Origin of the sequence: Streptomyces sp. NPDC051822 (assembly GCF_044452745.1) — a bacterium.
In the GTDB taxonomy this organism is placed as follows: domain Bacteria; phylum Actinomycetota; class Actinomycetes; order Streptomycetales; family Streptomycetaceae; genus Streptomyces.
Genome location: NZ_JBITBZ010000008.1, coordinates 22,348 through 48,394 on the forward strand (window position 1 = coordinate 22,348; position 26,047 = coordinate 48,394).

Consider the following 26,047-nt stretch of genomic DNA (forward strand, 5'->3'; position numbering starts at 1 on the left):
ACCGTGTACGTCCGAAATTAGGCAGAACAGGTGAAGCGGTCGGCCGAAGAGGGTGAACGGGAAGTGAACCGTGCCGTAAGCCCGGGTGTGACCGGCTCAGTGCCGGGTCGCCACGGCGGCGTCCAGGAGCTCCCGGTCCCGGGGCTGGGTGAGGCGGGATCTCGCCGCTGCGGGGGACAGCCAGAGCAGCGCGTCGATCTCTCTCGTGGGGGTGAAGGCGCCGTCCAGGGCGCGGGCCGCCCAGTAGACGACCTCCTTGGGGCGCCCGGCCACCGTGTAGCGGACCGTGGGCAGGCGGGGGCCGAGTTCGCAGTGCCGGCCCGTCTCCTCCAGGACCTCGCGCAGCGCGCACGCCTCCGCCGTCTCGCCGCGCTTGCGCTTGCCCTTCGGGTGCGACCAGTCGTTCCACTTCGGCCGGTGGACGAGCGCCACCTCGATGCCGTGGCCGGAAACCGCCGGGCGCCACAGGACGCAGCCCGCCGCCAGGATCGGGCCTCGGTCGTCGGTCATGGGACCGGGGCCGTCGTTCTGCGCCATGCGCGCTGGAAGGCGAAGCGGGCCGCCTCGACCTCGTGGCGCTGGTCGGCGTGGAGCACCCCCAGGGCGTACGCGGTCGCCGGGGCGATGCGCGGGGTGCGGGCGGCGGTGGCGGCGGCCGTCGCGGCTTCGGCGGCGTCCCGGTGCCGGTCCAGGGCGCGGGCCGCCTCGTACAGGACGGAGTGCGGTTCGCCGCCGGTGTGCAGGGCTTCGCAGGCGTAGCGGTGCAGGCGCAGCAGGAGCCGGGTCTGGTGCCAGGGCGCGTCCTGACCCTCCCCGGCGGCGAGCGCGAGGGCGTCCGCGTTGTACGGGTGGGCGGCCCTGGTCAGGGGCAGGGCGGCCACCGCGTCCAGGAGGCGCCGTTCGGCGATCTCGGCGGGGCCGTCGAGGACCTCGATGGCGGGGGCCGCGCCGACGGGGCCGAGCGGCACCTCGGAGGCGAGGAGGGCGACGGCGTCGGCGATGGCGTGGAAGCGGGCCGAGCCCAGGGCCTGCAGGGATGCCGAGTGGGCTCGGGTACGGGCCAGGGTCAGCTGGCGTTCGAGGAGGGCGCCGGCCCGGGCGGCTCCCACGGTGAGGCCGGCCGCCTCGCTGCCCCGGGCGGCGGGTACGGGGCCGCCGCCGCCGTGCCCCGTGCCCGTACCGCTCGACAGGCGGGACAGTGCGTCCACCAGGCGGACGAGCCGGGACGTGCAGGCCTGCTCCAGGGCCAGGGTGCCGGAGAGCCAGGCCAGCTCGGTGCGCAGCTGGTCCGCCCAGGCCGTGTCGAGCAGCGGCCGGAAGGTGTGGAGCGTGCCGCCGATCCGGCGGGCGGCGCCGCGCAGGGTGCGGGCCGCCTCCTCGGATCCGGCCGTGTCCGAGCCGCTCTCGGCGTGCAGCCGGAGGCCGCGGAGGAAGTCCGCGGCCCGGGCGTGCAGGTAGGGGGCCAGGACCTCGCCGGCCGAGACGTCCCGTCCGTGGTCAGAGTGGTCAGGGTTGTGCACGCCGGCGCCTCCGCGCGTCGATGAGCATCTCCTGGACGTGCCGCAGGGGACGGCCGTCGGGGTCGGTCGCGTGGCGCGTCCAGTTCCCGTCGGGTCCGAGGTGCCAGGAGGAGGTGGTGTCGGACATCCCGGTCTCCAGGAGCCGGGTGAGCGCGGCCCGGTGGGCCGGGTCGGAGACCCGTACGAGGGCCTCGATCCGGCGGTCCAGGTTGCGGTGCATCATGTCGGCGCTGCCGAACCACACCTCGGGTTCGCCGCCGTTGCCGAAGGCGAAGACCCGGGAGTGCTCCAGGAAGCGGCCGAGGATCGAACGGACCCGGATGTTCTCCGAGAGGCCGGTGACCCCGGGGCGTACGGCGCAGATGCCGCGGACCCAGATGTCGACGGGGACGCCGGCGCGCGAGGCCTGGTAGCAGGCGTCGATGATCGCCTCGTCGACCAGGGAGTTGACCTTGATCCGTACGTACGCGGGCCGTCCGGCGCGGTGGTGGACGATCTCCTTGGTGATCCGGGAGACCAGGCCGTCGCGCAGCGACTTCGGGGCGGTGAGCAGACGCCGGTACGTCTCGCGCCGTGAGTAGCCGGAGAGCCGGTTGAACAGGTCGGAGAGGTCCGCGCCGACCTGCGGGTCGGCGGTGAGCAGGCCGAGGTCCTCGTACAGCCGGGCCGTCTTCGGGTGGTAGTTGCCGGTGCCGACGTGCGAGTAGCGGCGGAGCAGCTCGCCCTCCTGCCGTACGACGAGCGACAGCTTGCAGTGGGTCTTCAGGCCGACGAGGCCGTACACGACGTGGCAGCCGGACTCCTCCAGCTTGCGCGCCCACTTGATGTTGGCCTGCTCGTCGAAGCGGGCCTTGATCTCGACGAGGACGAGGACCTGCTTGCCGGACTCGGCGGCGTCGATGAGGGCGTCGACTATCGGGGAGTCGCCCGACGTCCGGTACAGCGTCTGCTTGATCGCGAGGACGTCCGGGTCGGCCGCCGCCTGCTCCAGGAAGGCCTGCACGGACGTCGAGAACGAGTCGTACGGGTGATGCAGGAGCACGTCCCGCTCGCGCAGCGCCGCGAAGACGTCCGGCGCGGACGCCGACTCCACCTCGGCGAGGTCCCGGTGGGTGCCCGCTATGAACTTCGGGTACTTCAGCTCGGGCCTGTCCTGCCCGGCGATCCCGAAGAGCCCGGTCAGGTCCAGCGGGCCGGGCAGCGGGTACACCTCGGCGTCGGACACCTTCAGCTCGCGTACGAGCAGGTCGAGGACGTACGGGTCGATGGACTCCTCGACCTCCAGGCGCACCGGCGGCCCGAAGCGGCGCCGCATGAGCTCCTTCTCCAGGGCCTGGAGCAGGTTCTCGGCGTCGTCCTCCTCGACCTCCAGGTCCTCGTTCCTGGTCACCCGGAACATGTGGTGCGCCAGCACCTCCATGCCGGGGAACAGCTCCTCCAGGTGCGCCGCGATCACGTCCTCCAGGGGGACGTACCGCTGCGGGGAGGCCTCCAGGAAGCGGGTCAGCAGCGGCGGCACCTTCACGCGCGCGAAGTGGCGGTGGCCGCTCACCGGATTGCGTACGACCACGGCGAGGTTGAGGCTCAGGCCGGAGATGTACGGGAAGGGGTGCGCGGGGTCGACGGCCAGCGGGGTGAGGACCGGGAAGATCTGCTGCCGGAACAGGGTGAAGAGCCGCGCCTGCTCCTTCTCCGTGAGCTCGGGCCAGCGGATGAGGTGGATGCCCTCGTCGGCCAGGGCCGGGGCGACGTCCTGCTGGAAGCAGGCGGCGTGCCGGGCCATCAGCTCGCGCGACCGCGTCCAGATCAGGTCGAGGACCTCGCGGGGCTGGAGCCCGGAGGCGGAGCGGGTGGCGACGCCGGTCGCGATGCGGCGCTTGAGGCCGGCGACCCGGACCATGAAGAACTCGTCGAGGTTCGAGGCGAAGATCGCGAGGAAGTTCGCTCGTTCGAGGAGGGGTGTGGTCGGGTCCTCGGCGAGTTCGAGGACGCGCTCGTTGAACGCGAGCCAGCTGCGTTCCCGGTCGAGGAAGCGGCCCTGCGGCAGCTCGTCGCCGAGCGTCCCGTCGCCCTCGTAGGTGTCGGGATCGGTGTCCAGATCGGGGGCGAGATCGGTCACGACGGTGCCGTTCACCACCTGCGCGCGGTGCGCGGCTATGGAACCGAGGGACGAAGCGGCGGACGACGGGGCGGACGGCGTGGCGGAGGTCTGGACCGGGACCTCGGCGGGCTGCTGGCTCATGGCCCCATTCTTCCGCGCGAAGGGGTCGTCGGGCGCGTCGGAGCGGGCCGTGGGGGAGGGAAGTCTCCCCTTGGGGAGAGCCCGGGCGGGCACGGACACGGAGCGCTTCATTGCGTGAGCGTCGCAAGCGCGTCTGAATGGCCGGTAACGACGACATGTCGTGCGGGAATCGGGGGCGGGGCCCTTGTCAGGACCCCGCCCCCGATTCCTCCTTACGGGTGACGGGCGCCGTGCCCCTACGGGTGACGGGCGCCGTGCCCCTACGGGTGACGGGCGCGGAGCACGCGGAAGGCGGCGAAGAGCGCGAGGGCGGCGAGGGCGAGGAGGATGCCGGTCTCGATGAGCTGGGTGGGCCAGAAATGGGACTCGGGGTGGTAGTCGACGTACTGGCCGGTGAGGTCGTGGCTGGCCCGGCACTGCGCCTCGATCTTCGCCCAGAGGTTCCCGGCGGCGTCCGTGCCCGGGGTCCGGGACGCCTCCTCCCAGCAGAACGACCGGTCGAAGCGGACGCCGGAGGAGGTGAGGAGACCCGTGTCCATGACGAGGCCGTGCCCCGGTGCCCAGAGGGAGGGGCCCGCCGGGCCGGTGACCGTCTTCACCGGCAGGATGGACCAGCGGTAGGCGCCCATGACGAGCATGACCACACCCATGACCAGGCCGGTGGCCGACATGGCGACGAGGGTTCGGCGGATCAGCTGGCCGACGAGGGCGCCGACGGCGACGGCGGCGAGGACGTACGCGAAGTGGGCGACGCCGGTGGCCGCGTAGGGGTGCGGGTCCCAGCTCGGGTACCAGGCGGGCGCCATGCGGCTCCAGCCGATCCGGAAGGCGCCCATGAGGGCGACCGTGGTGACCAGGGCCACGGCGGTCGCGGTGAGGAGCTTCGCGCGGAGCCAGGCGGCAGGGCTCAGCGACTGGGTGAGGGAGACCTTGTAGGTGCCCGACTCGAACTCGCGGGCGACGAGCGGACCCGCGACGAAGGTGCCGGCCAGGAGCGGGAGGAAGAGGATGCCCAGCCCGAGGTAGTCCATGGCGAACGTGAGCGTCCTGAACCCCCTGTTCTCGTCCGAGGGTGCCGCATAGCCGTCTTGGACGGGCACGTCCGGTGTCTGCAGGTCCCAGATCCGCAGTCCGCCGATCACCGCGAGCGTCAGGAGCACCAGCGCCCCCGTCAGCCACAGCGTCCGCCGGTACTGGCGGACCGTCACCCAGTAGGGGCCCTTCAGGGCGAGGGTGCTCATGCCGGGGCTCCTTCGGTGGTGCGGAGGTGGGCGAGGAGGAGGTCCTCCAGGGAAGGGGCCGAGGTGTCCCAGGGGCCTTCGACCGGGCCCTGGTGGCGTATCAGCGCGGTGAGCTGACGGCCTGTCGTCCGTGACTCGACGACCGTGTGCGGGTCGAGGTCGGCGATCGGGCCCGTGAGCAGGGTGTGCGCGGCGAGGAGTTCGTCGACGGCGCCGTCGAGGCGGACCCGGCCGCCGTGGAGCAGGAGGAGGTGGTCGCAGGCGCCCTCCAGCTCGGTGAGGATGTGCGAGGACATGACGACGGTGGTGCCGTGTTCGGCGGCGTCGGCCATGAGCACGCCCATCAGCTGGTGGCGGGCGAGCGGGTCGAGGTCGGCCATCGGCTCGTCGAGGAGCAGCAGTCCGGGCCGCTTGCCGAGGGCGAGCGCGAGGGCGACGCGGGTGCGCTGGCCGCCGGAGAGGTGGTGCACGAGGGTGTCGGAGGAGAAGCCGCCGCCCTCGACGATCCGCTCGGCGAGAGCGGAGTCCCACCGGCCTGGGTTGAGTTCGCGGCCCATGCGGAGGGTGTCGGCGACGCTGAGCCGGGGGTGGAGCGGCTTGTCCTGGGCGACGTACGCGAGTCGTTCGCGGGGCGGTGCCTGGATCGTTCCCTCGGTGGGGCGCAGGAGGCCGGCGGCGAGGGCGAGGAGGGTGGACTTGCCGGCGCCGTTGGGGCCGACGAGGGCGCAGATCCGTCCGGCGGGGAGGGCGAAGTCGCACTCCCTGAGGGCCCAGCCGCGGCCTCTTCCCCCGTATTTCTTGCCCAGGCCTTCGGCCGTCAGGGCCGGGTCCTCGGTCATGTGTCGTCCCCCTCGAAGTGTTCCTTCAGTACGGATGTGAAGAGCGCGGCCACGTCCTCGCGGTCCAGGCCGGCGGCGCGGGCCCGGCGGGCCCAGGCGTCGAGCTCGCCGCGCAGGGGCGAGTCGGCCGGGCCGGTGCCTAGGGTGGCGCGGACGAAGGTGCCGAGGCCGCGGCGGGCTTCGACGAGGCCTTCGCGTTCGAGTTCGCGGTAGGCCTTGAGGACCGTGTTGGGGTTGATGGCCGTCGCTTCGACGACCTCGCGCGCGGTGGGCAGCCGGTCGCCGGGTTCCAGGAGGCCCATCCGGAGGGCCTGTTTCGTCTGCTGGACGATCTGGAGGTAGGTGGCGACGCCGCTGCGGCGGTCGATGCGGTACTCGAGCACGATCCCTTTCACCACCCTTTCACTAATCAAGTAGTGAAAGGGTGGTGCAAAGAAGGGGGCGGTGTCAACCGCCCCCTCCGGCCGGGCGGCCTCAACCGCCCCCTGAAGTGCAGGACTTACGACTCCGTGCGGTACATCAGGTCCACCTCGTGGGTGGCGAAGCCCAGGCCCTCGTAGACCCGTACCGCCGAGGTGTTGTCCGCGTCCACGTACAGCATCGCCGTCGGCATCCCCTGCGCCGCCAGGTGCCGCAGGCCGGTCGCGGTGAGCGCCTTGCCGAGGCCGCCGCCCTGCGCGTCGGGCAGGATGCCGACCACGTACACCTCGCCGAGCTGCTCCTCGGCGTGCGTCTTCGTCCAGTGGAAGCCGATCAGCCGGCCGTCCTTCTCGGCGAGGAAGAAGCCCTTCGGGTCGAACCACGGCTCGGCCATCCGGTCGTCCAGGTCCCGCTGGGTGAGCGAGCCCTGCTCCGGGTGGTGGGCGAAGGCGGCCGCGTTGACCGCGAGCCAGGCCTCGTCGTCCTGGCCGGCTACGAAGGTGCGGACGGTCACGCCCTCGGGGTACACCGGCTCCGGGATGTCGAGCGGGGCCAGCGCGCGCCGGAGCTGGCGCAGTTCGCGGAAGAGCGTCAGGCCGAGGACCTGGGCGAGGTGCCGGGCGGCGGACTTGCCGCCGTGCGCCCAGACGCGCAGCCGCTTTCCGGAGGCGGCGAGCAGGGCGGTGCCGAGCGCCCGGCCGTGGCCGCGGCCCCGGTGCGACGGGTGGACGACGAGTTCTGCGGCCGGGGCCTCGATGGGGTCGGTCTCCTCCAGCTGGGCGTAGCCGTAGAGGCGGGGGCCGACGGTGAGGAGGAAGTGGCGCACGCCCTCGCGGCGGCCGTGGCGCAGGTAGAGCCGGCCCTGCTCGGACACCGCGTGCACGCCGTCGGTGTGGTCGGCGGCTTCGAGCAGGTCCAGTACGTCCTGGATCTGCTCGGGGGTGAGCTCGTCGTAGGTGTGGATCTGCCGTCCGGGTTCGAGGGCCGGTGCCGCGTCGGAAGTCATGACACGAGCCTACGGCGACACTTCGTCAGCCAGCGGCAACTGTCTTGTAACCGGCCACCCCCTGTTGCGCTACGCGCGTTGACTCTAGGCTGCACGCGCAACGGGGAGCAGATCAATGCCCGACGAAACGGGGCAAGGGGACGAGTGGGAGAGATGGCAGTGGCAGCGAGGAAGAACAAGACCGTGCGGCGGATTCTCGCCACCGGGGCGGGGCTTGCGACGGTCGGGGCGCTCGTCGCCACGATGCCGTCGGCCGGGGCGTCCGGGGACGAGTTCGCCGCCGGGTACGGGAACGGCAAGGGATGGGGCCGGATGGTCGACGTCCAGCTGCTGTCGTTCAACGACCTGCACGGCAACCTGGAGCCGCCGACGGGCTCGGCGGGCCGGCTCACCCGCCTCAAGGAGGACGGCTCGACCGAGACCATCAACGGCGTCGGCGGCGTCGAGTACCTCGCCACGCACCTGCGGCAGGCCCGCGAGGGCAACCGCTACTCCGTCACCGCCGCCGCGGGCGACATGATCGGCGCCTCGCCGCTGGTCTCCGGGCTGTTCCACGACGAGCCGACCATCGAGGCGCTGAACAAGCTGAAGCTCGACGTGAGCTCGGTCGGCAACCACGAGTTCGACGAGGGCGCGCGCGAGCTGGCCCGGATACAGAACGGCGGCTGCCACCCGACCGAGGGCTGCTTCGAGGAGGGCAAGACCTTCGAGGGGGCGGACTTCCCCTACCTCGCGGCCAACGTGACGGACGAGAAGAGCGGCAAGCCGCTGCTCGACCCGTACTTCGTCTGGGAGAAGGACGGCGTCAAGATCGGCTTCATCGGCGTCACCCTCGAAGGCACGGCGAACATCGTCTCCGCCGATGGCGTCAAGGGCCTGAAGTTCGGCGACGAGGTCGAGACGATCAACAAGTACACCAAGGTGCTCGAGCGCAAGGGCGTGAAGTCGATCGTCGCCCTGCTCCACGAGGGCGGCGCGCCGGCCTCGGGCGCGTACAACTACGACTGCGACAGCCCGGGTCCCGGCGACGGCATCTCCGGCCCGATCGTCGACATCGCCAAGAACGTCAGCCCGCAGGTCGACGCCCTGGTCACCGGGCACACCCACCAGGCGTACGCGTGCACCATCGCGGACCCGGCGGGCAAGCCGCGCACGGTCACCTCGGCGGCCTCCTTCGGCCGGCTCTACACCGACACGACGCTCACCTACGACCGTCGTACGAAGGACATCGTCCGCACCGCCGTCGCCTCCGCGAACCACGTCGTCACCCGTACCGTGGACCCGGCCGGCGACATGAGTGAGCTGATCAAGCGCTGGAAGGTCCTGTCCGCGCCGGTCGCCACCCGTCCCGTCGGCCACATCTCCGCCGACATCGACAACTCCGACAAGGTGTACGAGAAGCCGCTGGGCAACCTCATCGCGGACGCGCAGCTGGAGGGCATGGCCCCGGCCGACAAGGGCGGCGCGCAGCTCGCGCTGATGAACCCGGGCGGCATCCGCATGCCGCTGGTCCACAAGCCGTCCGGCGCCGAGGGCGAGGGCGTCGTGACCTACGAAGAGGCGTACAACGTCCAGCCGTTCGCCAACATGATGACGGCGGTCGACCTGACCGGCGCGCAGCTCATCACCACGCTCCAGCAGCAGGTCAGCGGCGCCAACCTGGGGGCTCCGAAGATCCTCCAGGTGTCGAAGGGCTTCACGTACACCCTGGACATGACGAAGACCGGCGCCGACCGGATCGTGGTCGACTCGGTGCGGCTCAACGGTGAGGCGATCGACCCGGCGAAGACCTACCGGGTCGCGATGAACGAGTTCCTGACTGGTGGCGGCGACGGCTTCACCGTCCTGAAGGAGCACAAGAACAAGCTGGTCGGCGCGTCCGACCTGGACATGTTCACCGCCTACCTGGGGGCCCACTCCTCGGCCGCCGCGCCGCTGCCGGTGCCTGCGACGGGCCGCATCAACGTGGTGTACCCCCCGAAGCCGTAACCAGGCTTTGCGGTGCAGTACCGGGACCCCGCCGGGCCGTGACGGCCGGGCGGGGTCCCGCGCGTCCGCCGGAAGCAACTCCCTTCAGGAGCAGCGTGGTTCACTCGCATTTCATTCCGGAACGGCACCGCCGGGAAGGGTGCTGACCGTATGCTCCTCGGGATCTTGTCGGAACGATCAACTTCCTTGATCTCTGGGGGCGAGACTGTGAAACATCCTGGCAGACGGTCCATCACCGTCGTCCTGGCGCTACTCCTGGCATCCGTGGGCATATCGGCGCCCGCACACGCCAGTTCCACCACAGGCGACCGAGTGCTCTACTGGAACCAGGCACTGATCGACGCCTACGTGACCACGGGCGGCGCTCCCGGACCGCTGGCGCGGGCCGGGGCCATGCTGCATCTGGCCATGTACGACGCGGCGAACGCCAGCCGCTGCCACAGCAGCGGCGGCTTCAAGCCTGAGAACTGCCTCGGGGCGCTCTACACCCCCGGCATCAGCGTGAAGGCCGGCGTCGCTCCGAACGTCGAGGCGGCGATGGACCACGCGGCCCACGACGTCCTCGAGTCCGTCTTCCCGGCGCTCGACTTCGCCCCCTACCTCACGGCGGCGCGCACGGGCGAGCCGGTCGACGCCACGACCGCGGAGGGCCGGAGCGTCGGCGAGAAGGCCGCCGCGGCGATGATCGCCCGTCGCGCCAACGACGGATCCGGCGACACGACGCCGTACACCCCGAGCACCGAACCCGGTCAGTGGCGGCCGACGGGCTCCGGCGCGGCGGCGACTCCGAACTGGGGCAAGGTCAAGAAGTTCGTCGACTACGGCGACTACCCGTGGGCCCACTTCGACACCACGGCGGCCGACCTGCGTCCGCAGCCGCCCGGCGGGATCGCGACGATGCCCGAGCTGCTGAAGAGCCCTGCCTACACAGCTCAGTTCAAGGAGGTGGCGGAGCTCGGTGCGGCCGACAGCACGACGCGGACCGCCGAGCAGACCGAGATCGCCTGGTTCTGGGCCAACGACCTGAACGGCACCTACAAGCCGCCGGGCCAGCTCTTCGCCCACACCCGGACCGTCTCCGCGCAGCGCGGACTCGGCCAGCTCGCCAACGTCCAGCTCTTCGCGCTGGTCGCGGGCTCGATGGCGGACGCGGGTATCTCCGCCTGGGACCAGAAGTACCAGACCGCCATCGATCTGTGGCGGCCCGAGAGCGCGGTCCGGCTGGCCGGTTCGGACGGCAACCCGGACACCGTGCAGAACAGTTCCTGGCAGCCGCTGTCGGCCGACGAGGCCGGGAACCACTTCAGCCCGCCCTTCCCCGCCTACGTCTCAGGGCACGCGACCTTCGGCGGAGCATGGGCCGAGTCGATGAAGCAGTTCTTCGGCACGGACGACATCTCCTTCACCGGCACCACCGACGATCCGCACGCGGTCGGGGTCACCCGCACCTTCCCCACCTTCAGCGCGGCGGCCACCGAGAACGCCCGGAGCCGGGTCTACCTCGGTGTGCACTTCCAGTGGGACGGTGACCTCGGCGTCGCGACCGGCCGGAAGGCCGCAAGCCAGATCATCACCAACTCGTACGGCTGGACGAGTGCGAGCGACCAGACTCCTTCGTACACCAGCCCCCGCCTCGGCACCGTGGGCAAGGAATGGCTGATCAAGCCCATGGGTGCGACGACCGTCGGGAACCAGTACGACGGCTCGCACGCCTCCTGGTACTGGTGTGACGAGTACGGGGCGGAGAACTCCTACCACCAGCTCCTCTGGAACTCCTACGGCTGTGCGAACGGCTACGACGGCCGCACCCACCTCTACTACGTCCCGCGCTAGCACCGGAAAGGATGATCTTCCTGTGATCAGAAAGCATCTCCGATACGTCGGCGCGACCGCCGGTGTGGTCGCCGTACTCGTCACCGTCGCGGTCGCCGGCGCGAACGCCTCGGGATCGCAGACCGACCCCAGCGTGCCAGGCACTCTCCGGGTCTTCGCCGGACCGTACGAGCAGGCGCAGTTCTGCGAGGGCGGCCCGGTCCCGGTGATCTCCGGCGCGAAGGGCGGCGCGCTCGCCGCCTCGCCGGTGAGGTTCGGCAAGGACGCGGGCAAGAACAGGAGTTACTCCTCCCTGCGGGCCACCTTCGAGGTCGCCGAGCCGGGCGAGGCCGCGCTCATCACCAAGACCGAGCGGATCTGGCCGAACGGCATGGTCTTCAACCTCGCGCTCGGCGCGGGCGAGCTGAAGCCGGGCGAGTACCAGTTCCGGCTGCGGGCGGCCGGCGGCAACCGGGGCTCGGACTGGACGCCGTGGTGCGCGTTCACCGTCACCCCGTGAACTGTGGCCTGTGGCCTGTGCGCGTGAGTCGCACTGAGTGGTGAGGAGGGCCGGTTCCCCGTCGGGAGCCGGCCTTCCGTCCTCACTTCGCGGACCGAGGCACCGTGGTGTTGTTGATATGAACCTGTCATAGTGCGCGTCATGGAGCGACGACGCCTACTTCTCGGGGCCCTGGGGGCCGGAGCCGCGCTGATCGTCGGGGCGCCCAGCGCCTCCGCCGTGGACGTACGCGCATGGATGGCCGCACACGGCGACGGGACGGCCCTGCGGCAGCTCACCATCCCCGGCACCCACGACTCGGGCGCCCGGTTCGGCGGCCTCTGGTCCGAGTGCCAGAACACGACCATCGCCCAGCAGCTGGACAGCGGCATCCGCTTCCTGGACATCCGGTGCCGGGTGACCGGCGGGTCCTTCGCCATCCACCACGGGCCCTCCTACCAGAACATGATGTTCGGGGACGTCCTCGTCGCCTGCCGCGACTTCCTCGCCGCGCACCCCTCCGAGACCGTCCTCATGCGGGTCCGGCAGGAGTACTCCGAGGAGTCCGACGCCACCTTCCGCGCGGTGTTCGACGACTACCTCGACGGGCGGGGCTGGCGCTCCCTCTTCCGCATCGGCTCCGGGCTGCCGCTCCTCGGCGAGGCCCGCGGCCGGGTCGTCCTCCTGGCCGACAACGGCGGGCTGCCGGGGGTGCGGTGGGGGGACGGCTCCCTCTTCGCCGTCCAGGACGACTGGAACGCGCTGCCCGACGCCAAGTACGCCAAGATCGAAGCCCACTTCCGCGCAGCCGTCGAACAGCCCGGCCGCCTCTACGTGAACTTCACCAGCACCTCCGCCTACCTGCCGCCCCGCTGGAACTCCGACCGGCTGAACCCGCGCGTCCACGGCTTCCTCGACGGTGCCGCGATGTCCGGCCGTACGGGCCTCGGTATCGTCCCCATGGACTTCCCGAACACCCGCGCGGGGCTCGTGGAAGCCCTGCTGCGGCACAACTAGAGGGGGCGCGGCGCCTTTTCGCCGTGTACGCGCGCGTACTCGGCCGCCAGCCAGGGCGCCAGGTCGTCGACGAGCATCCCGAGGACCGACGGGTCGGGCGCGGTCGAGCGGCCCGTCGTCACGGCGAGCCGCATCTGCCCGGCGCGCTCCGGGTAGTAGCCGCCGAAGACGGCGGCCTGCCGGTCGAGGTCGCTGGTCCAGCCGTTCCACCGGGGCATGACGAGGGTGAAGCCCGTACGGACGAGCCGTCGGCCGACCCGCCGCCCGAGGACGTGCGGGTCGGTGCCCTCGGCGGCGCGCGTACGCCAGCCGGGGACGAGCCGGCCGAGGTCGCCGTTCGTCTCGCGGGCGAGGAGCGAGGTGGGACGGTACCGCGGCAGCTCGTCGGCGAGGTCGGGCCCCAGGAGCGGGGTGCAGAGGCAGGCGACGAAGAAGCCCCCGTCGTGGCGCTCGGCTTCGCTGAGCACCGTCCGGGTGTGGGAGAGCACGATGCCGACGCCGTCGATCACGGGGAAGTCCCGGTCGAGCGCGGCCTCCAGGGCGTGGGCGTCCGCCTGGTCGGCCGCCGTGGGTTCGTCGTGCAGGGCCAGTTCGAGGTCGAGGTCGGAGACGCCCGGGATCGCGGTCCCGCGGGGAAGACTGCCGTACAGGTAGGCGCTGTGCAGACGGTCCGGCCCGAACGTGCCGGAGATCCCGGCCCGCGCCGCCTCGACGACCGGCGCGAACGCCGGGGGCACGCGCTCCAGGGCGCCTTCGCGCAGGATCGTTCCGTCGGGGGCCAGTCCGCGTCCGTCGTCCATGGCGCCACTCTGCCCCGGACGCCGGCCGATCAACGAGCGGTTTTACGGTCCCGCCCGGGTGTCACACCTCCGGCGGCGGCGTCGGCGCCCCCGGCAGCCGTACCGTCGCCACCGTCCCGCCGCCCTCCACCGGTGTGAGGGCGACCGTGCCGCCCGCGTGGTGGACCGTGCGGGCCACGATCGACAGGCCCAGGCCCGAGCCCGGGAGACTGCGGGCCGAGGGGGAGCGCCAGAAGCGGTCGAAGACGTGCGGGAGCTCGTCGGGGGCGATGCCGGGACCCTGGTCGCGGACGGTCAGTTCGCCGCGCATCAGGGTCACCTCGACCGTGCCCCGGGGCGGCGAGAACTTCACCGCGTTGTCCAGGACGTTCATCAGGGCCCGCTCCAGGGCCGCCGGTTCCGCCCGCACGTACCAGGGGGCCAGGTCCGTGACGAAGGTCAGCTCGGGGCCGCGCAGCCGCGCCCGGTCCAGGGCCGCCCGCAGGATCGTGTGCAGCGGGACCACTTCGAGGGGGCCCGGTTCCGCCGCGTCAGGGCGGGCCAGTTCCTGGAGGTCGCCGATCAGCGCGGCCAGCTCCGTCATCTGCGCCTTCACCGAGGCCATCAGGGCCCGCCGGTCCTCCGGCGGGATCGCCCGGCCCGTCTCCTCGCTGCGCGCGAGGAGTTCGACGTTCGTACGGAGGGAGGTGAGCGGTGTGCGGAGCTCGTGGCCCGCGTCCGCGATGAGCTGCGCCTGCCGGTCACGGGAGGTCGCGAGCGCCGCGGTCATCGCGTTGAAGGAGCGGGAGAGGCGGGCGATCTCGTCCTCGCCCTCGACCGGGATGCGGACGGTCAGGTCCTCGGTCGCGGCGACGTGCTCGACGGCCCCGGTCAGCCGGTTCACCGGTTCGAGGCCGGTCCGCGCCACCCACAGGCCGGCCGCGCCCGCGCCGACGACGCCGATCCCGGAGACCAGGAGCAGCACCCAGCGCAGCGTGGACATCGAGTTGTCGATCTCGTCGAGCGGCCGGGCGACGGAGACGGCGAGCCCGATCGGGCCGTCCTGCGGGTAGGTGTAGACCCGCATCTCCCGCCCGCTGTCGTCCTTCACCGTGTGCAGGGCGTACTCCAGCTGCCCCCGCGCCACCGCGAGGTCGCCCTCGCCCGCCGGGATGGCGGCCTTGCCCGAGGTGCAGACGCTGCCGTTGGCGAGGATCACCTGCACGGTGTACGAGCCCGCCACCGGAGGCGGTGTGCTTCCCTGCCGGCAGAGGGCGAGGAGGCTCTGCACCCCGTTCGCGTCGAGCCGGGTGCTGCGCAGCGAGGAGTCCATCTCGGTCTCCAGCTGTTCGCGGGTCACGAACCAGCAGGCGAGCGAAGCGGCGGCGACGGCGACGGCCACCGCGAAGGCGGTGAGCAGCGCGAGCCGTGAGCGCAGGGGCCGTGAGCGGAACCAGGCCAGCGGACTGCTCACTCCCCGCCTCCTCCGCGCAGCGCGTAGCCCACGCCCCGCACCGTGTGCACGAGGCGCGGCTCGCCGCCGGCCTCCGTCTTGCGCCGCAGGTACATCACGTACACGTCCAGGGAGTTCGAACTGGGCTCGAAGTCGAAGCCCCACACGGCCTTGAGGATCTGCTCGCGGGTGAGGACCTGCCGCGGGTGCGCCAGGAACATCTCCAGGAGGGTGAACTCGGTCCGCGTGAGCTCCACCGTCCGGCCGCCGCGGGTCACCTCGCGGGTGGCGAGATCCATCCGCAGGTCCTCGAAGGCGAGCACGTCGGTGTCGGCGGGGGCGGCCGCCGTGGCGGAGGCGTACGAGCTGCGGCGGAGCAGCGCCCTGATGCGGGCGAACAGCTCGTCCAGCTCGAAGGGCTTCACCAGGTAGTCGTCGGCGCCCGCGTCGAGCCCGGTGACCCGGTCGCCGACGGTGTCGCGGGCCGTGAGCATCAGGATCGGCACGGTGGATCCGGAGGCCCTGATCCGGCGGGCGGCGGTCAGTCCGTCCATGCGGGGCATCTGGACGTCGAGGACGACGAGGTCGGGGGCGTACGACTCCATGCGGGAGAGCGCGTCGAGGCCGTCGACGGCGTCCTGCGTCCCGTACCCCTCGAAGGCGAGGCTGCGGCGCAGGGCCTCACGGACGGCGGGCTCGTCGTCGACGATGAGGATGCGCTCGGCTTCGTTCTGCTGTCCCGTCATGGCCTCAGCGTCGCATGCCGCCCCGGCCCCGGTCAGTTGTCGCCGCCCGCGCGGAGGCTGTCCAGATCGGCCTTCAGGGTGTCGACCGGGATCGCGAATCCGAGGCCGACGCTTCCGGCCGTGGAGCCGTTCGAAGAACTGGGCGAATACATGGCCGAATTGATCCCGATGATCTCGCCGTCCATATTGATCAGCGCGCCGCCGGAATTCCCCGGATTGAGCGAGGCGTCGGTCTGGATCGCCTTGTACGTGGTCTTCGACGAGCCGGTGTCGCCGTTGAACTGCTGTCCGCCGAACTCGAACGGCCAGCCCTGCCGGGGGTCGTACTGCTGCCCCTGGCTCTCTTCGTCCTTGGCGACGGTCACGTCCCGGTCGAGCGCGGAGACGATGCCGCTGGTGACGGTGCCGGTCAGGCCCTCGGGGGAGCCGATCGCCACGACCTGGTCGCCGACCCGGACCTTGGAGGAGTCGCCGAGCGTGGCCGCCTGAAGCCCGGACGCGCCCTTCAGCTTGATGAGGGCCAGGTCCTTGTCGGGGTCGGTGCCGACGACGTCGGCCTGGTAGCTCTTGCCGTCGCTGAGCCGCACGGCGATCTCCGAGGCGCCGGAGATCACGTGGTTGTTGGTGACGATCTCGCCGTCGGAGGTGATGATCACGCCCGAGCCGGTGGACTTGCCCGCGTTCGAGGCGGCGGAGATCTCGACGATGGAGGGGGAGACGGCCTCGGCGACGCCGGCGACCGTGCCCGTGCTGCTCGCGGAGACGTTGGTGCCGCTCACGGAGGAGGAGGCGACGGCGGGGGTGTCGGAGGTGAGCTCCTGGACCAGCGTCGCCGCGCCGCCGCCGACCGCCGCGGCCGCGATGGCCACGGCCGCCATGAGGCCGACACCGCGCCTGGCGCGGCGCCGGGGGGTGGGAGCGGGGGCGGGGACGGTGGCGACGAGGGGCGGGTCCACGGGCGGCGGCACCTGCCCGCCGGACGGCCAGACCGTCGTACCCGGCTCGGTGACGATCGGCTGCGTGGGGTCGTACGAACGGCTCGGGTCGTACGAACCGTTCGGGTCGTGCGAACGGCTCGGGTCGTACGGCGGCCTCGGCGGCTGCGGCGGGTAGTAGGGCTGCTGCGGCTGCTGCTCCTGGAAGTCCGTCATGGCTATGACTCTCGGAGCCGTACATGAGAGGCGTCTGAGGACCGGCTGAGAAGCCCGACAGAACCCCGTATGCCCCATATAAGGGGCGGGGCTGTCGTAAGGGCTTGTCCTGTGGGGTGCTTACTCGCCGCAGCCGCAGGAGCGGCGGACGACCAGGGCCGAGGGGAAGAGCTTCACGCGCTCGCGGCGCGAGCCCGCCACCCGGAGCGAGTCGTCCAGGACGAGGTCCACCGCCGCCCGGGCCATCGCCGGACGGTCCGAGGAGATCGTGGTCAGCGGCGGGTCGGTGAGCGCCGCCTCCTTCACGTCGTCGAAGCCCGCGACCGCCAGCTCCGTGGGCACCTCGATGCGCAGCTCGCGGGCCGCCCGGAGCACGCCGAAGGCCTGGTCGTCGGTGGAGCAGAAGATGGCCGGCGGCCTGTCCGGGCCGGCCAGCAGCTTCAGGGCCACCTGGTAGGCGTCGTAGCGGTTGTACGGAGCCTGGAAGAGCCGGCCCTCGATCGACAGGCCCGCCTCCAGCATGGCCCGCCGCCAGCCCTCCTCGTGGTCGGCGACGGGGTCGCCGACGGCCGGGGTGTTCGGGACGCCGCCGAGGCACGCCACGTACGGGTGACCGTGCTCCAGGAGGTGACGGGTGGCGAGCTGGGCGCCGCCGATGTCGTCGGTCACGACGGCCACGTCGTCGATCGCCTCAGGACGCTCGTGCAGCAGCACCACGCGCGCGTCCCAGGCCTCGATCTCGCTCGCCGCCTGCTCGCTCATGCCCTGGCTGACCAGGATCAGTCCCGAGACCCGCATGCCGAGGAAGGCGCGCAGGTAGTGGACCTCGCGCTCGGTGCGGTAGTCGGAGTTGCCGACGAGGACCATCTTCCCGCGCTCGGCGGCGGCCTGCTCGACGGCGTGGGCCATCTCCGCGAAGAACGGCTGCCGCGCGTCCGGGACGATCATGCCTATGAGGTCCGTGCGCCGGGACGCCATGGCCTGGGCCACCCGGTCGGGGCGGTAGCCCAGCTCCTTGATGGCGGCGAGGACACGCTCGCGCGTGGCCGGGGCGACCGGCCTGGGTCCGTTGTTGATGACGTAGCTCACGACCGCGGTCGAAGTACCTGCCAGTCGAGCTACGTCATCCCGCGTCACCTTGGCCACGCGCGGCAGTCTACGCGGGGTGACCTACCTACCGGCAGGTCGCACTGTGGCGTCCGCCACGTTCCTGTCCTCCGCGGGGGTGACATCCCCCGTGGCGTCCTTGACGCGCGTGCTCGTCCGGGCCTCTTCCTTGGCGCGGGCCTCCTCCGCGGCCCGCTCGACCTTCTCCGGGGTGACGAAGCGGTAGCCGACGTTGCGGACGGTGCCGATCAGCGACTCGTGCTCGGGGCCCAGCTTGGCACGCAGCCGCCGCACGTGGACGTCGACCGTACGGGTGCCGCCGAAGTAGTCGTACCCCCACACCTCCTGGAGGAGCTGGGCACGCGTGAAGACCCGGCCCGGGTGCTGCGCCAGGTACTTGAGCAGCTCGAACTCCTTGAAGGTCAGGTCCAGGACCCGGCCCTTGAGCTTCGCGCTGTACGTCGCCTCGTCGACCGACAGGTCGCCGTTGCGGATCTCCATGGGGGAGTCGTCGGCGACGATCTGCTGCCGGCCCATCGCGAGCCGGAGGCGGGCCTCGACCTCGGCCGGGCCCGCGGTGTCGAGGAGGACGTCGTCGATGCCCCAGTCGGCGGTGACGGCCGCGAGGCCGCCCTCGGTGACGACGAGGACCAGCGGACAGCCGGGCCCCGTCGACCGAAGCAGCTGACAGAGCGAGCGCACCTGCGGGAGGTCGCGCCGGCCGTCGACGAGGATGACGTCCGCGCCGGGGGTGTCCACGAGGGCGGGGCCCTCGGCCGGGGCGACCCGGACGTTGTGCAGCAGCAGGCCGAGTGCGGGAAGCACCTCGGTCGACGGCTGGAGTGCGTTGGTGAGGAGCAGCAGAGAGCTCATCGCGCCGCACCTTCTTCGGTCGTCGCTCGGTCGTGCTTCGTACGCTCGCTCATAACGTCGGTTCCTCCTCGGTCCCTGCGAGGACGTGCACTGCTTCGTACAGATCACTGCGCTCTCTCGCGCCTTGAGAGCTTTTGTTCATCCGTCCGTAACAACGGTCGGAAAACGCAAAAGGACCCGGGGGCTGCGTCGCCCGGATCCTCTGCCCAGCAGAATAGCCCACATGAGTTCAGAGGGAGAGGGTCGATTTCACATGGTGGATGTCTCCCTGATCACTTCCGGATCCCGCCGGGTCATGTTGCGTACGGATGACGGTGTCCGTATCGAGGCGGTTTACGAACCCTCCATCGCAAGTGTCACCGATACGGCCGTCGTCGTCGCCCACGGGTTCACCGGGTCGGCCGACCGGCCCGCCGTCCGGCGCGCCGCCCGCGCCTTCGCGGAGCGCGGCGCCGCCGTCGTCACCTTCTCCTTCCGCGGGCACGGCGGCTCCGGCGGCCGGTCCACCGTCGGGGACCGGGAGGTCCTCGACCTGTCCGCCGCCGTCCGCTGGGCCCGTGAGCTCGGCCACGCGCGCGTGGCGACGGTCGGCTTCTCCATGGGCGGCTCCGTGGTCCTGCGGCACGCGGCCCTCGACCGGGAGACGGCCGGGCGCGCCGACGCGGTGGCCGCCGTCTCCGCACCCGCCCGCTGGTACTACCGGGGTACGGCGCCGATGCGCCGCCTCCACTGGGTGGTCACCCGTCCGGCGGGCCGCCTCGTCGGGCGGTACGGGTTCCGGACCCGGATCGACCGACGCGCCTGGGATCCCGTGCCCCTCTCGCCGGTGGAGGCGGTGCCGCTCATCGCGCCGACCCCGCTGCTCATCGTGCACGGCGACCGGGACCCGTACTTCCCGCTCGACCACCCGCGGATGCTGGCCGGTGCCGGAGAAGCCGAACTGTGGGTGGAGCGGGGCATGGGGCACGCCGAGAACGCGGCGGGCGGGGAGCTGCTCACCCGGCTCGGGGACTGGCTCACCCGCGCATAGCCCATCATGGGGGGCGGCGCGCACACGAACGAAGGGAGCGCCGCTATGGCAGCGGGAACCATCCGCTACTGGGCCGCGGCCAAGGCCGCCGCCGGTGTCGCGGAGGAGCCGTACGACGCCGAGCACCTCGCGGACGCGCTCGACGCGGCCCGCGCGAAGCACCCGGGTGAACTCGTCCAGGTCCTCCGGCGGTGCTCGTTCCTGGTCGACGGCGACCCCGTCGGGACCAGGAGCCATGAGACGGTACGGCTTGCCGAGGGCGGCACGGTCGAGGTGCTCCCCCCGTTCGCAGGAGGGTGAACCCCAGGAACATGAGCAACGACCAGCAGCACGGCGGGCAGCAGTACGACCCGTACGCGAACGGGCAGGGCCACGACGTCACGCAGACGTGGGAGGGCCAGACCTGGGACACCCAGTACCAGCCGGCGGTCTCCTACGACCAGGTCCAGGCGGCGCGGGCGCAGGAGGCGTACGGGACGCGGGGCGCGTACGAACAGCCCTACGGTCAGCAGCCGCACGAGCGGCAGCCGTACGAGCAGCAGCCGTACGAGCAGCCGCACCAGCAGCCGCACCAGCAGCAGTCGTACGGGCAGGTGTACGAGCAGCAGCCGTACGAGCAGGGGTACGGGCAGTCGTACGAGCAGTACCCGTCGTACGGGGGTCAGGCGGAGGTCCCGGCCTCGGCGCCCCTCCAGGCGCCCGTCCAGACTTCCCTCCAGGCCCCCGTGGCCGAGGCGGCGGGCCCCGCGTTCTCCCAGCCCACCACCTCCGGCAACACCCGGATCACCGACGCCCAGCGCGCCCGCGCCGAGGGCCGCTCGCCCGTGATCGAGCCCGGGATGCAGCCCGCCCTGCTGACGGCCGTCCTCGGACTGCTGCTCGCCGGCGGTGCCGCCCTCGGCACGTACGGCCTGCTCGTCCCGCTCGTGCTGCTCCAGGGCCTCACCGCCGCCGGCTGGTTCAGGCTCAACGGCATGTGGCCGGCCCGGCAGGGCATCGCCCTCGCCTTCGCCGGCGGCCTCGCCGCCGACGCCGCCCTGCTCGCCACCGGCCGGGAGCACGCGGCCGCCGCGATCCTCGGCACGCTCGGCGCGTGGGTCCTGCTCTGTCTGGTCCTCCAGCTGCGCAGCCACGCCGACCCGGACGAGCGCATGTACGGCCTGATGGCCACCGTCGCCTCCGCGGCGCTCACCGTCATCGCCACCGGGCACCTGGGCGCGGCCCCGGACGCGGTGGTCGTCGGCGGGATCGCGGTCGCGGCCACCGTCGTGGCCCGCGCGCTGCCGCTGCCGGGCCCGGTGTCCCTGGTCGTCGCGCTGCTCGCCTCCGCGGGCGCGGGGATCGCGGCCGGCGGGTTCACCGACCTGGGGACCTCGGGGGCGCTGCTCGGCCTCGGGGCGGGCGTCTGCGCCCTCGTCGGCCTGCGGGTGGCCAGCTACGACTACCCGTCGCGCTTCGTGCACATGACGGCCGGGGTGGCACTGCCGCTGACGGCCGCCGCGCCCGCCGTCTACCTGCTCGGCCGGGCCCTGGCCTGACCCCGGTCCGGCCCTGAACGGGCCCTGATCCAGCCCTGAGCGGACCCTGATCCGGGGAGGGCGCGGGAACCAACCGGCCCCTCGACACGTCGATCTTCGTGTCGGGGGGCCGGAACCTTTATCCACTTCCATTCCAATCGGGGGACGCACAGCCCATGCGAGCACTGCGGATTCTGTTGATCGTGGCCGTCGTGCTGGGCGGGGTCCTCGTCGGGATCGACCGGCTGGCCGTGGCGTACGCCGAGTCGGAGGCGTCCGGCCGGGTGAAGCTCTCGGCCGTCGACAGCGAGTCGATAGAGGTCGACATCAAGGGCTTCCCGTTCCTCACCCAGGTAGCGGACCAGCGGTTCGACGAGATCGACGTGAAGGCGACCGGCGTCTCGGCGACGGCGGGCAGCAAGCGCATCCGGGTCGACGAGCTGACCGTGGCGCTGCGGGACGTCACCGTGACCGGCGACTGGGCGGGCGCGAAGGCCGGTTCGGCGAGCGGGGTCGCCCTCATCTCGTACGCGGACCTCACCGCCGCGTCGGACCGGGAGGCCACCGTCGCCTACGGCGGCAACGGCAAGGTGAAGGTGACCGGCGGAGTGACGGTCATGGGCCGCACCCTGACCCGCACGGTGATCTCGACGGTGACCGTGGTGAACGGCGACACCATCCGGGTCCGCGCCGACGAGGTGCCGGGCGAGGGCATCCCCGGCATCGAGGAGATGGTCCGCGAGCGGACCGACTTCGAGCGCCCGATCGGTGTCATCGCCGGCATGAAGGTGGAGAAGGTCGAGCCGCGCCCCGAGGGCCTCGCCGTCACCGTCAGCGGCAGAGACATCGTCCTCGCGGGCTGAGCCGGCGGCGGGGCGACCCGCACGGTCCGCTCGTGCGTCCCCGGAAGCCGCTCGGCCGACCCGGCCATACCCGTTGGTCACATGCTGAGACGCTGCTGTCCGAACAGTAGAAACACGTCCTGACGCCCGGTACCAAGGCTGTCCCGGGGCCCCTTGCGCCGTGATCGCGTCTCACATCTCGGACGATCGCGTCTCAAAATACGACACACCGGTGACACGGCCGCCTGTCCGTCCCTACGATCGAGGGCATGAAGCGACAGGCGGATCTCACGAAGCGGCGGGCAGTAGACCTGTGCCGCGTCGCCGCCATGCTCTGTCGTTCCGTCTGAGCGGGACCCACCAGCTCCCGTATTCCTCAGGCCCTCCCACCGCGAGGTCAGGGCCGCCCTGTGTAGCCGTACGCACGTCCGCTGTCCGTACGCACGCGATGACGCGTACCGCACCACACCCGCACCACACCGCCGCACACTGCCCCGGAGGAGAACAGCATGGCTCGCAGCGACGTCCTGGTCGACGCGGACTGGGTCGAGGCCAACCTCGACAACCCGCAGGTCGCCCTCGTCGAGGTCGACGAAGACACCTCGGCCTACGAGAAGAACCACATCCGCAACGCCATCCGGATCGACTGGACCCAGGACCTGCAGGACCCGGTCCGCCGCGACTTCATCGACCAGGAGGGCTTCGAGAAGCTCCTCTCGGCCAAGGGCATCGCGAACGACACCACGGTCGTCCTCTACGGCGGCAACAACAACTGGTTCGCCTCGTACGCCTACTGGTACTTCAAGCTCTACGGCCACCAGGACGTGAAGCTCCTCGACGGCGGCCGCAAGAAGTGGGAGCTCGACTCCCGCGACCTGGTCGACGGCTCCGAGATCCCGTCCCGCCCGGCCACCGAGTACAAGGCCAAGGCCCAGGACTCCTCGATCCGCGCCTTCCGCGACGACGTCGTGGCCGCGATCGGCGCCCAGAACCTGGTCGACGTCCGCTCGCCCGACGAGTTCTCCGGCAAGCTGCTCGCCCCGGCGCACCTCCCGCAGGAGCAGTCGCAGCGCCCCGGCCACGTGCCGAGCGCCCGCAACATCCCGTGGTCGAAGAACGCCAACGACGACGGCACCTTCAAGTCGGACGACGAGCTCAAGGCCCTCTACGAGGCCGAGCAGGTCGACCTGGCGAAGGACACCATCGCCTACTGCCGCATCGGTGAGCGCTCCGCGCTCACGTGGTTCGTCCTGCACGAGCTGCTCGAGGTCTCGAACGTCAAGAACTACGACGGCTCGTGGACCGAGTACGGCTCCCTCGTCGGCGTGCCGATCGAGCTCGGCGCCAACAAGTAACTCCCCGGATCCTCCCCTCCTCCGGACCCCTCGACCGTAAGGACAGAACGACATGTGTGGAGCGCAGCCCGGCGGCCCCGACGCCTCGACGATCAAGCCCGGTGAGACCACCATCCAGGGCTTCGTGACCAAGGACGGCCAGCCCGTCACCGGTTACGTCCGCCTCCTGGACTCGACCGGCGAGTTCACGGCCGAGGTCCCGACCTCCGCCACCGGCCAGTTCCGCTTCTACGCGGCCGAGGGCACGTGGACCGTCCGCGCCCTGGTCCCGGGCGGCACCGCCGACCGCCAGGTCGTGGCCCAGCACGGTGGCCTCGCCGAGGTCGCCATCGCGGTGTGATCCCGCACCGCTGAACCGGCCGAAGGGCCGTGCCTCCTGGGGGGTTGGACGCCATTTCCAGGACTAGAGGCACGGCCCTTCGGTCTTCCCTTCTCGCGGCGGCCTCCGGCCGCCGAAACCGGCGCCCGGTCGTACGCTGAAGGTGTGTACGCACGCCGTCGCCACGTCTACTTCTGGATGATGGGCGCCTGCCTGGTCCTCTTCGTGGGCGCCTGGGCAGTCGTGCGGCTCTTCTCGATGCCGGTCGCCATCGGCATGTGCGTGGTCGCCATGCTGATCCCCCCGGTCGCCGCGATGGTCGCGAACCGCAGGGGCCCCGAGGACCGCTGGTGGGACGACCCCTCGGGCGACCCGACGTCGGACGAGTGGTGGGACGAACTGGACGGCAAGAAGCGTCGGAAGTAGAGCGCGGGCCTCGCCCCACCCCGGGCGCCGGCCCCGCCGGACGGAGTCCGGCGCAGCGGCTCGAAGCCTGGGAGGCCCCTCGGGGCCGAGCAGTGCGAGAGGCGCGTCGGGAGTGGGGTCCGCTGGTGGGACGACCCCTCGGGCGACCCGACGTCGGACGAGTGGTGGGACGAACTGGACGGCAAGAAGCGCCGGGATCCGAAGCACGGCCTAGAGCGCCGCGAGCGTCACGTGCCAGTCGGCGGTGGAGCTGACGTGGATCAGGGCGGGGCCGTTCAGCCGGCCCTCGGCGCCGCACGTGCCCTTTCCGGCGATCAGCCGCTCACCCCGGTCGAACCCGTCGGTGAGTTCTCCGACCCACAGGGTTCCGCCGCCGCGCTGGCCGACGCGGATCGTGGCCGGGCCGCCGGAGTGGCGGAAGACGTACGAGCCCTTCGAGGTCAGCTGCGACCCGATCTCCGGCACCCGGTCGGGTGCGTGCAGCCACGCACGCCAGGAGCCGCGCGTCTCGACGCCGAGCCGCACCGTCTCATGGCCGTCCGGAGGCAGCGGGACGACGGCCCGCCGCCCGGAGGCGCCGCGCTTGAGGAGGTTCCGCCTCCCCTCGTGCCCGAGGAGGCTCTCGTGGCCGAAGAGCTCGGCCGAGCCGCTCGCGTCGAGCAGCCGGACGACCAGGATCACCGGCGTCGAGGCGTCGGGCCTGACCAGCTCGAACCGGCTGTCCCCCCGCCCCTCCGCGCGCTGCGCGGCCGGCGTGACCGAGGGCCAGATCCTGTACGGCCGCCGGTGCGACCCCTGCCCGGGCACCGGCACGGGGGCGCCTTGCGTGGGGTGCTCGGCGTGGTGGGCAGGGGGACGGGGACGGGGGACCGTTCGTGCCACGACCGGGGCCCGGCCGGTGGCGATAGGCGGGTGCCCCTCCAGGAGCCGTACGCCGTCCGCCGCGCACACGTCGACGAGCCGCGCCGCCCCCTCGGGTGGCGACCAGCGGACCGCGGTGGTCGCCGGGCCGTGCCGCGGGTCGAAGAAGCAGAGCGGGCGGCGTACGGGCAGCGGCCGTCCCGAGGCCCGTGCGTCCGCGCACGCGAGCGCGTGCCGCCCTTCCTCCAGCGCCCGCAGGACGTCCTCGGCGTCGTCCCGGTCGCGGTCGCCGACGAAGGCGCGCTTGGCCAGCTCGTAGGCGTTCAGGGCCCGTTCGTAGTCCGCCAGGGCGAGTGCGTCGGGGTCCTGCCCGGTCGGGACGAACACATGGCGGGCGAGTTCCTCGCCGAACGCCGTGATGTCGGCGTCGATCAGAGCCAGTTCTTCCGTACGTCGCGGCCGGAAGAACCTGCGCCACCCCGGCATCAGTAGACGAGGGCCTGGGTCTCGTCGGCCATGGCCTCCTGGACGAAGACCTGGGCCCCGGCGATGCGGAAGCCCTCCAGAAGGTCCTTCTCCACCATGTCGCGGCGGGCGGCGCACTGGGTGCAGACCGTGATGCGGCCGCCGGCCGCGAGGATCGAGTCGATCAGGTCCGGCAGCGGCGCCGCGTGCGGGAGTTCGAATTCGGCGGCCCGGCCCGGGAGGGCGAACCAGGCGGACTCGCCGGTCAGCCAGAGCGAGACCTCGACGCCGCTCGCGGCGGCGACGGCGGCCACCGTGAAGGCCTGCGAGCAGCGTTCGGGGGCGTCGGCCCCTGCGGTCACCTTGATCACGAGCTTCTTCGCCATATACCGAACTGTAATGCGCGGCACTGCAACCTCATGCGTCACTCGCGTGTCAGGTGGGTGCGTGGTGACGGAATCCGCGCTTCAGGTCTCGTGGGGGGACTCTTGAGCATCGAAGAAAATATCCAAAATCCGGATTCGGCACCGCCGCCGGA

The 26,047-nt window shown here is 71.8% G+C and carries 27 protein-coding genes and 1 pseudogene; 13 read left to right on the plus strand and 15 right to left on the minus strand.

The annotated features are described in order from the left end of the window. Positions 1–96: 96 nt before the first annotated feature. The 7 genes from ACIA8N_RS23375 to mshD form a co-directional block, all read right to left on the minus strand. Positions 97–510: an NUDIX hydrolase gene (locus ACIA8N_RS23375; RefSeq protein ID WP_365783182.1), complete on the minus strand. Its 414-nt coding sequence runs from the start codon at positions 508–510 to the stop codon at positions 97–99. Beyond that, on the minus strand, positions 507–1,520 hold the full coding sequence (locus tag ACIA8N_RS23380) for a CHAD domain-containing protein (RefSeq protein WP_365783180.1): 1,014 nt from the start codon (positions 1,518–1,520) through the stop codon (positions 507–509). Before ACIA8N_RS23380 ends, ACIA8N_RS23375 begins: the two co-directional genes overlap by 4 nt. Beyond that, complete coding sequence (locus tag ACIA8N_RS23385) at positions 1,507–3,762, minus strand: RNA degradosome polyphosphate kinase (protein WP_365783178.1); 2,256 nt, start codon at positions 3,760–3,762, stop codon at positions 1,507–1,509. Before ACIA8N_RS23385 ends, ACIA8N_RS23380 begins: the two co-directional genes overlap by 14 nt. A gap of 260 nt (positions 3,763–4,022) precedes the next feature. Beyond that, positions 4,023–5,003, minus strand: a complete 981-nt coding sequence (locus ACIA8N_RS23390; protein WP_365783176.1) for an ABC transporter permease — start codon at positions 5,001–5,003, stop codon at positions 4,023–4,025. Beyond that, positions 5,000–5,842 (minus strand): ABC transporter ATP-binding protein, encoded by an 843-nt coding sequence (locus tag ACIA8N_RS23395; protein ID WP_365783174.1) that lies wholly within the window; start codon positions 5,840–5,842, stop codon positions 5,000–5,002. The genes ACIA8N_RS23390 and ACIA8N_RS23395 overlap by 4 nt, the downstream gene beginning before the upstream one ends. Further along, positions 5,839–6,225 carry a GntR family transcriptional regulator gene (locus tag ACIA8N_RS23400; protein WP_365783172.1) on the minus strand — a complete coding sequence of 129 codons (387 nt, stop codon included), beginning with the start codon at positions 6,223–6,225 and terminating at the stop codon, positions 5,839–5,841. The genes ACIA8N_RS23395 and ACIA8N_RS23400 overlap by 4 nt, the downstream gene beginning before the upstream one ends. Before the next feature lie 116 nt (positions 6,226–6,341). Next, on the minus strand, positions 6,342–7,268 hold the full coding sequence (gene mshD / locus ACIA8N_RS23405; RefSeq protein WP_365783170.1) for a mycothiol synthase: 927 nt from the start codon (positions 7,266–7,268) through the stop codon (positions 6,342–6,344). Between the two features lie 153 nt (positions 7,269–7,421). On the opposite strand from mshD, the gene ACIA8N_RS23410 reads away from it, so the two are divergent. The 4 genes from ACIA8N_RS23410 to ACIA8N_RS23425 all read left to right on the plus strand — a co-directional run bounded on the left by ACIA8N_RS23410 (position 7,422) and on the right by ACIA8N_RS23425 (position 12,585). After that, complete coding sequence (locus ACIA8N_RS23410; RefSeq protein ID WP_365783168.1) at positions 7,422–9,257, plus strand: bifunctional metallophosphatase/5'-nucleotidase; 1,836 nt, start codon at positions 7,422–7,424, stop codon at positions 9,255–9,257. Positions 9,258–9,569: 312 nt separating this feature from the next. Then, positions 9,570–11,090 carry a vanadium-dependent haloperoxidase gene (locus tag ACIA8N_RS23415; RefSeq protein WP_365783166.1) on the plus strand — a complete coding sequence of 507 codons (1,521 nt, stop codon included), beginning with the start codon at positions 9,570–9,572 and terminating at the stop codon, positions 11,088–11,090. A gap of 22 nt (positions 11,091–11,112) precedes the next feature. Next, entirely contained in the window at positions 11,113–11,589 is a 477-nt protein-coding gene (locus ACIA8N_RS23420; RefSeq protein ID WP_365783164.1) for a hypothetical protein, read from the plus strand. A gap of 141 nt (positions 11,590–11,730) precedes the next feature. Further along, a complete protein-coding gene (locus ACIA8N_RS23425; protein WP_365783162.1) occupies positions 11,731–12,585 on the plus strand; it encodes a phosphatidylinositol-specific phospholipase C in 855 nt (284 codons plus the stop codon). Here ACIA8N_RS23425 and ACIA8N_RS23430 read toward each other — a convergent pair. The 6 genes from ACIA8N_RS23430 to ACIA8N_RS23455 all read right to left on the minus strand — a co-directional run bounded on the left by ACIA8N_RS23430 (position 12,582) and on the right by ACIA8N_RS23455 (position 18,694). After that, on the minus strand, positions 12,582–13,385 hold the full coding sequence (locus ACIA8N_RS23430) for a nucleotidyltransferase (RefSeq protein ID WP_365783160.1): 804 nt from the start codon (positions 13,383–13,385) through the stop codon (positions 12,582–12,584). The two genes, ACIA8N_RS23425 and ACIA8N_RS23430, sit on opposite strands and share 4 nt — an antisense overlap. 61 nt (positions 13,386–13,446) lie before the next feature. Next, on the minus strand, positions 13,447–14,838 hold the full coding sequence (locus ACIA8N_RS23435; RefSeq protein WP_365783158.1) for a HAMP domain-containing sensor histidine kinase: 1,392 nt from the start codon (positions 14,836–14,838) through the stop codon (positions 13,447–13,449). Beyond that, complete coding sequence (locus ACIA8N_RS23440; RefSeq protein WP_030218961.1) at positions 14,835–15,563, minus strand: response regulator transcription factor; 729 nt, start codon at positions 15,561–15,563, stop codon at positions 14,835–14,837. Before ACIA8N_RS23440 ends, ACIA8N_RS23435 begins: the two co-directional genes overlap by 4 nt. A 32-nt stretch (positions 15,564–15,595) precedes the next feature. Next, positions 15,596–16,714: a trypsin-like peptidase domain-containing protein gene (locus ACIA8N_RS23445; protein ID WP_365783156.1), complete on the minus strand. Its 1,119-nt coding sequence runs from the start codon at positions 16,712–16,714 to the stop codon at positions 15,596–15,598. A 120-nt stretch (positions 16,715–16,834) separates the two neighbouring features. Next, entirely contained in the window at positions 16,835–17,860 is a 1,026-nt protein-coding gene (locus ACIA8N_RS23450; RefSeq protein ID WP_030554336.1) for a LacI family DNA-binding transcriptional regulator, read from the minus strand. A gap of 24 nt (positions 17,861–17,884) precedes the next feature. Then, positions 17,885–18,694 (minus strand): response regulator transcription factor, encoded by an 810-nt coding sequence (locus ACIA8N_RS23455; RefSeq protein WP_365783154.1) that lies wholly within the window; start codon positions 18,692–18,694, stop codon positions 17,885–17,887. A gap of 223 nt (positions 18,695–18,917) precedes the next feature. Here ACIA8N_RS23455 and ACIA8N_RS23460 point away from each other — a divergent pair, with 223 nt between their 5' ends. The 9 genes and pseudogenes from ACIA8N_RS23460 to ACIA8N_RS23500 all read left to right on the plus strand — a co-directional run. Further along, positions 18,918–19,724 (plus strand): alpha/beta fold hydrolase, encoded by an 807-nt coding sequence (locus ACIA8N_RS23460; RefSeq protein WP_365783152.1) that lies wholly within the window; start codon positions 18,918–18,920, stop codon positions 19,722–19,724. A gap of 45 nt (positions 19,725–19,769) precedes the next feature. Then, positions 19,770–20,024, plus strand: a complete 255-nt coding sequence (locus tag ACIA8N_RS23465) for a MoaD/ThiS family protein (RefSeq protein WP_359212528.1) — start codon at positions 19,770–19,772, stop codon at positions 20,022–20,024. A gap of 11 nt (positions 20,025–20,035) precedes the next feature. After that, positions 20,036–21,262 (plus strand): hypothetical protein, encoded by a 1,227-nt coding sequence (locus ACIA8N_RS23470; RefSeq protein WP_365783150.1) that lies wholly within the window; start codon positions 20,036–20,038, stop codon positions 21,260–21,262. A gap of 155 nt (positions 21,263–21,417) precedes the next feature. After that, positions 21,418–22,104 carry a DUF2993 domain-containing protein gene (locus tag ACIA8N_RS23475; RefSeq protein ID WP_365783148.1) on the plus strand — a complete coding sequence of 229 codons (687 nt, stop codon included), beginning with the start codon at positions 21,418–21,420 and terminating at the stop codon, positions 22,102–22,104. A gap of 248 nt (positions 22,105–22,352) precedes the next feature. After that, positions 22,353–22,433: a putative leader peptide gene (locus tag ACIA8N_RS23480; protein ID WP_350497993.1), complete on the plus strand. Its 81-nt coding sequence runs from the start codon at positions 22,353–22,355 to the stop codon at positions 22,431–22,433. A 159-nt stretch (positions 22,434–22,592) separates the two neighbouring features. Next, a complete protein-coding gene (locus ACIA8N_RS23485; protein WP_365783146.1) occupies positions 22,593–23,438 on the plus strand; it encodes a sulfurtransferase in 846 nt (281 codons plus the stop codon). A 52-nt stretch (positions 23,439–23,490) separates the two neighbouring features. Then, positions 23,491–23,778 (plus strand): DUF1416 domain-containing protein, encoded by a 288-nt coding sequence (locus ACIA8N_RS23490; RefSeq protein ID WP_015035121.1) that lies wholly within the window; start codon positions 23,491–23,493, stop codon positions 23,776–23,778. Positions 23,779–23,922: 144 nt separating this feature from the next. Further along, on the plus strand, positions 23,923–24,183 hold the full coding sequence (locus ACIA8N_RS23495) for a DUF3099 domain-containing protein (protein WP_399416776.1): 261 nt from the start codon (positions 23,923–23,925) through the stop codon (positions 24,181–24,183). 120 nt (positions 24,184–24,303) lie between these two features. After that, a pseudogene (locus ACIA8N_RS23500) lies at positions 24,304–24,378 on the plus strand (DUF3099 domain-containing protein); the annotation flags it as partial. A 15-nt stretch (positions 24,379–24,393) separates the two neighbouring features. Here the strand turns inward: ACIA8N_RS23500 and ACIA8N_RS23505 are convergent. Then, positions 24,394–25,530: a hypothetical protein gene (locus tag ACIA8N_RS23505; protein ID WP_365783144.1), complete on the minus strand. Its 1,137-nt coding sequence runs from the start codon at positions 25,528–25,530 to the stop codon at positions 24,394–24,396. Beyond that, entirely contained in the window at positions 25,530–25,895 is a 366-nt protein-coding gene (locus ACIA8N_RS23510) for a DsrE family protein (RefSeq protein WP_365783142.1), read from the minus strand. The genes ACIA8N_RS23505 and ACIA8N_RS23510 overlap by 1 nt, the downstream gene beginning before the upstream one ends. Positions 25,896–26,047 lie beyond the last annotated feature (152 nt).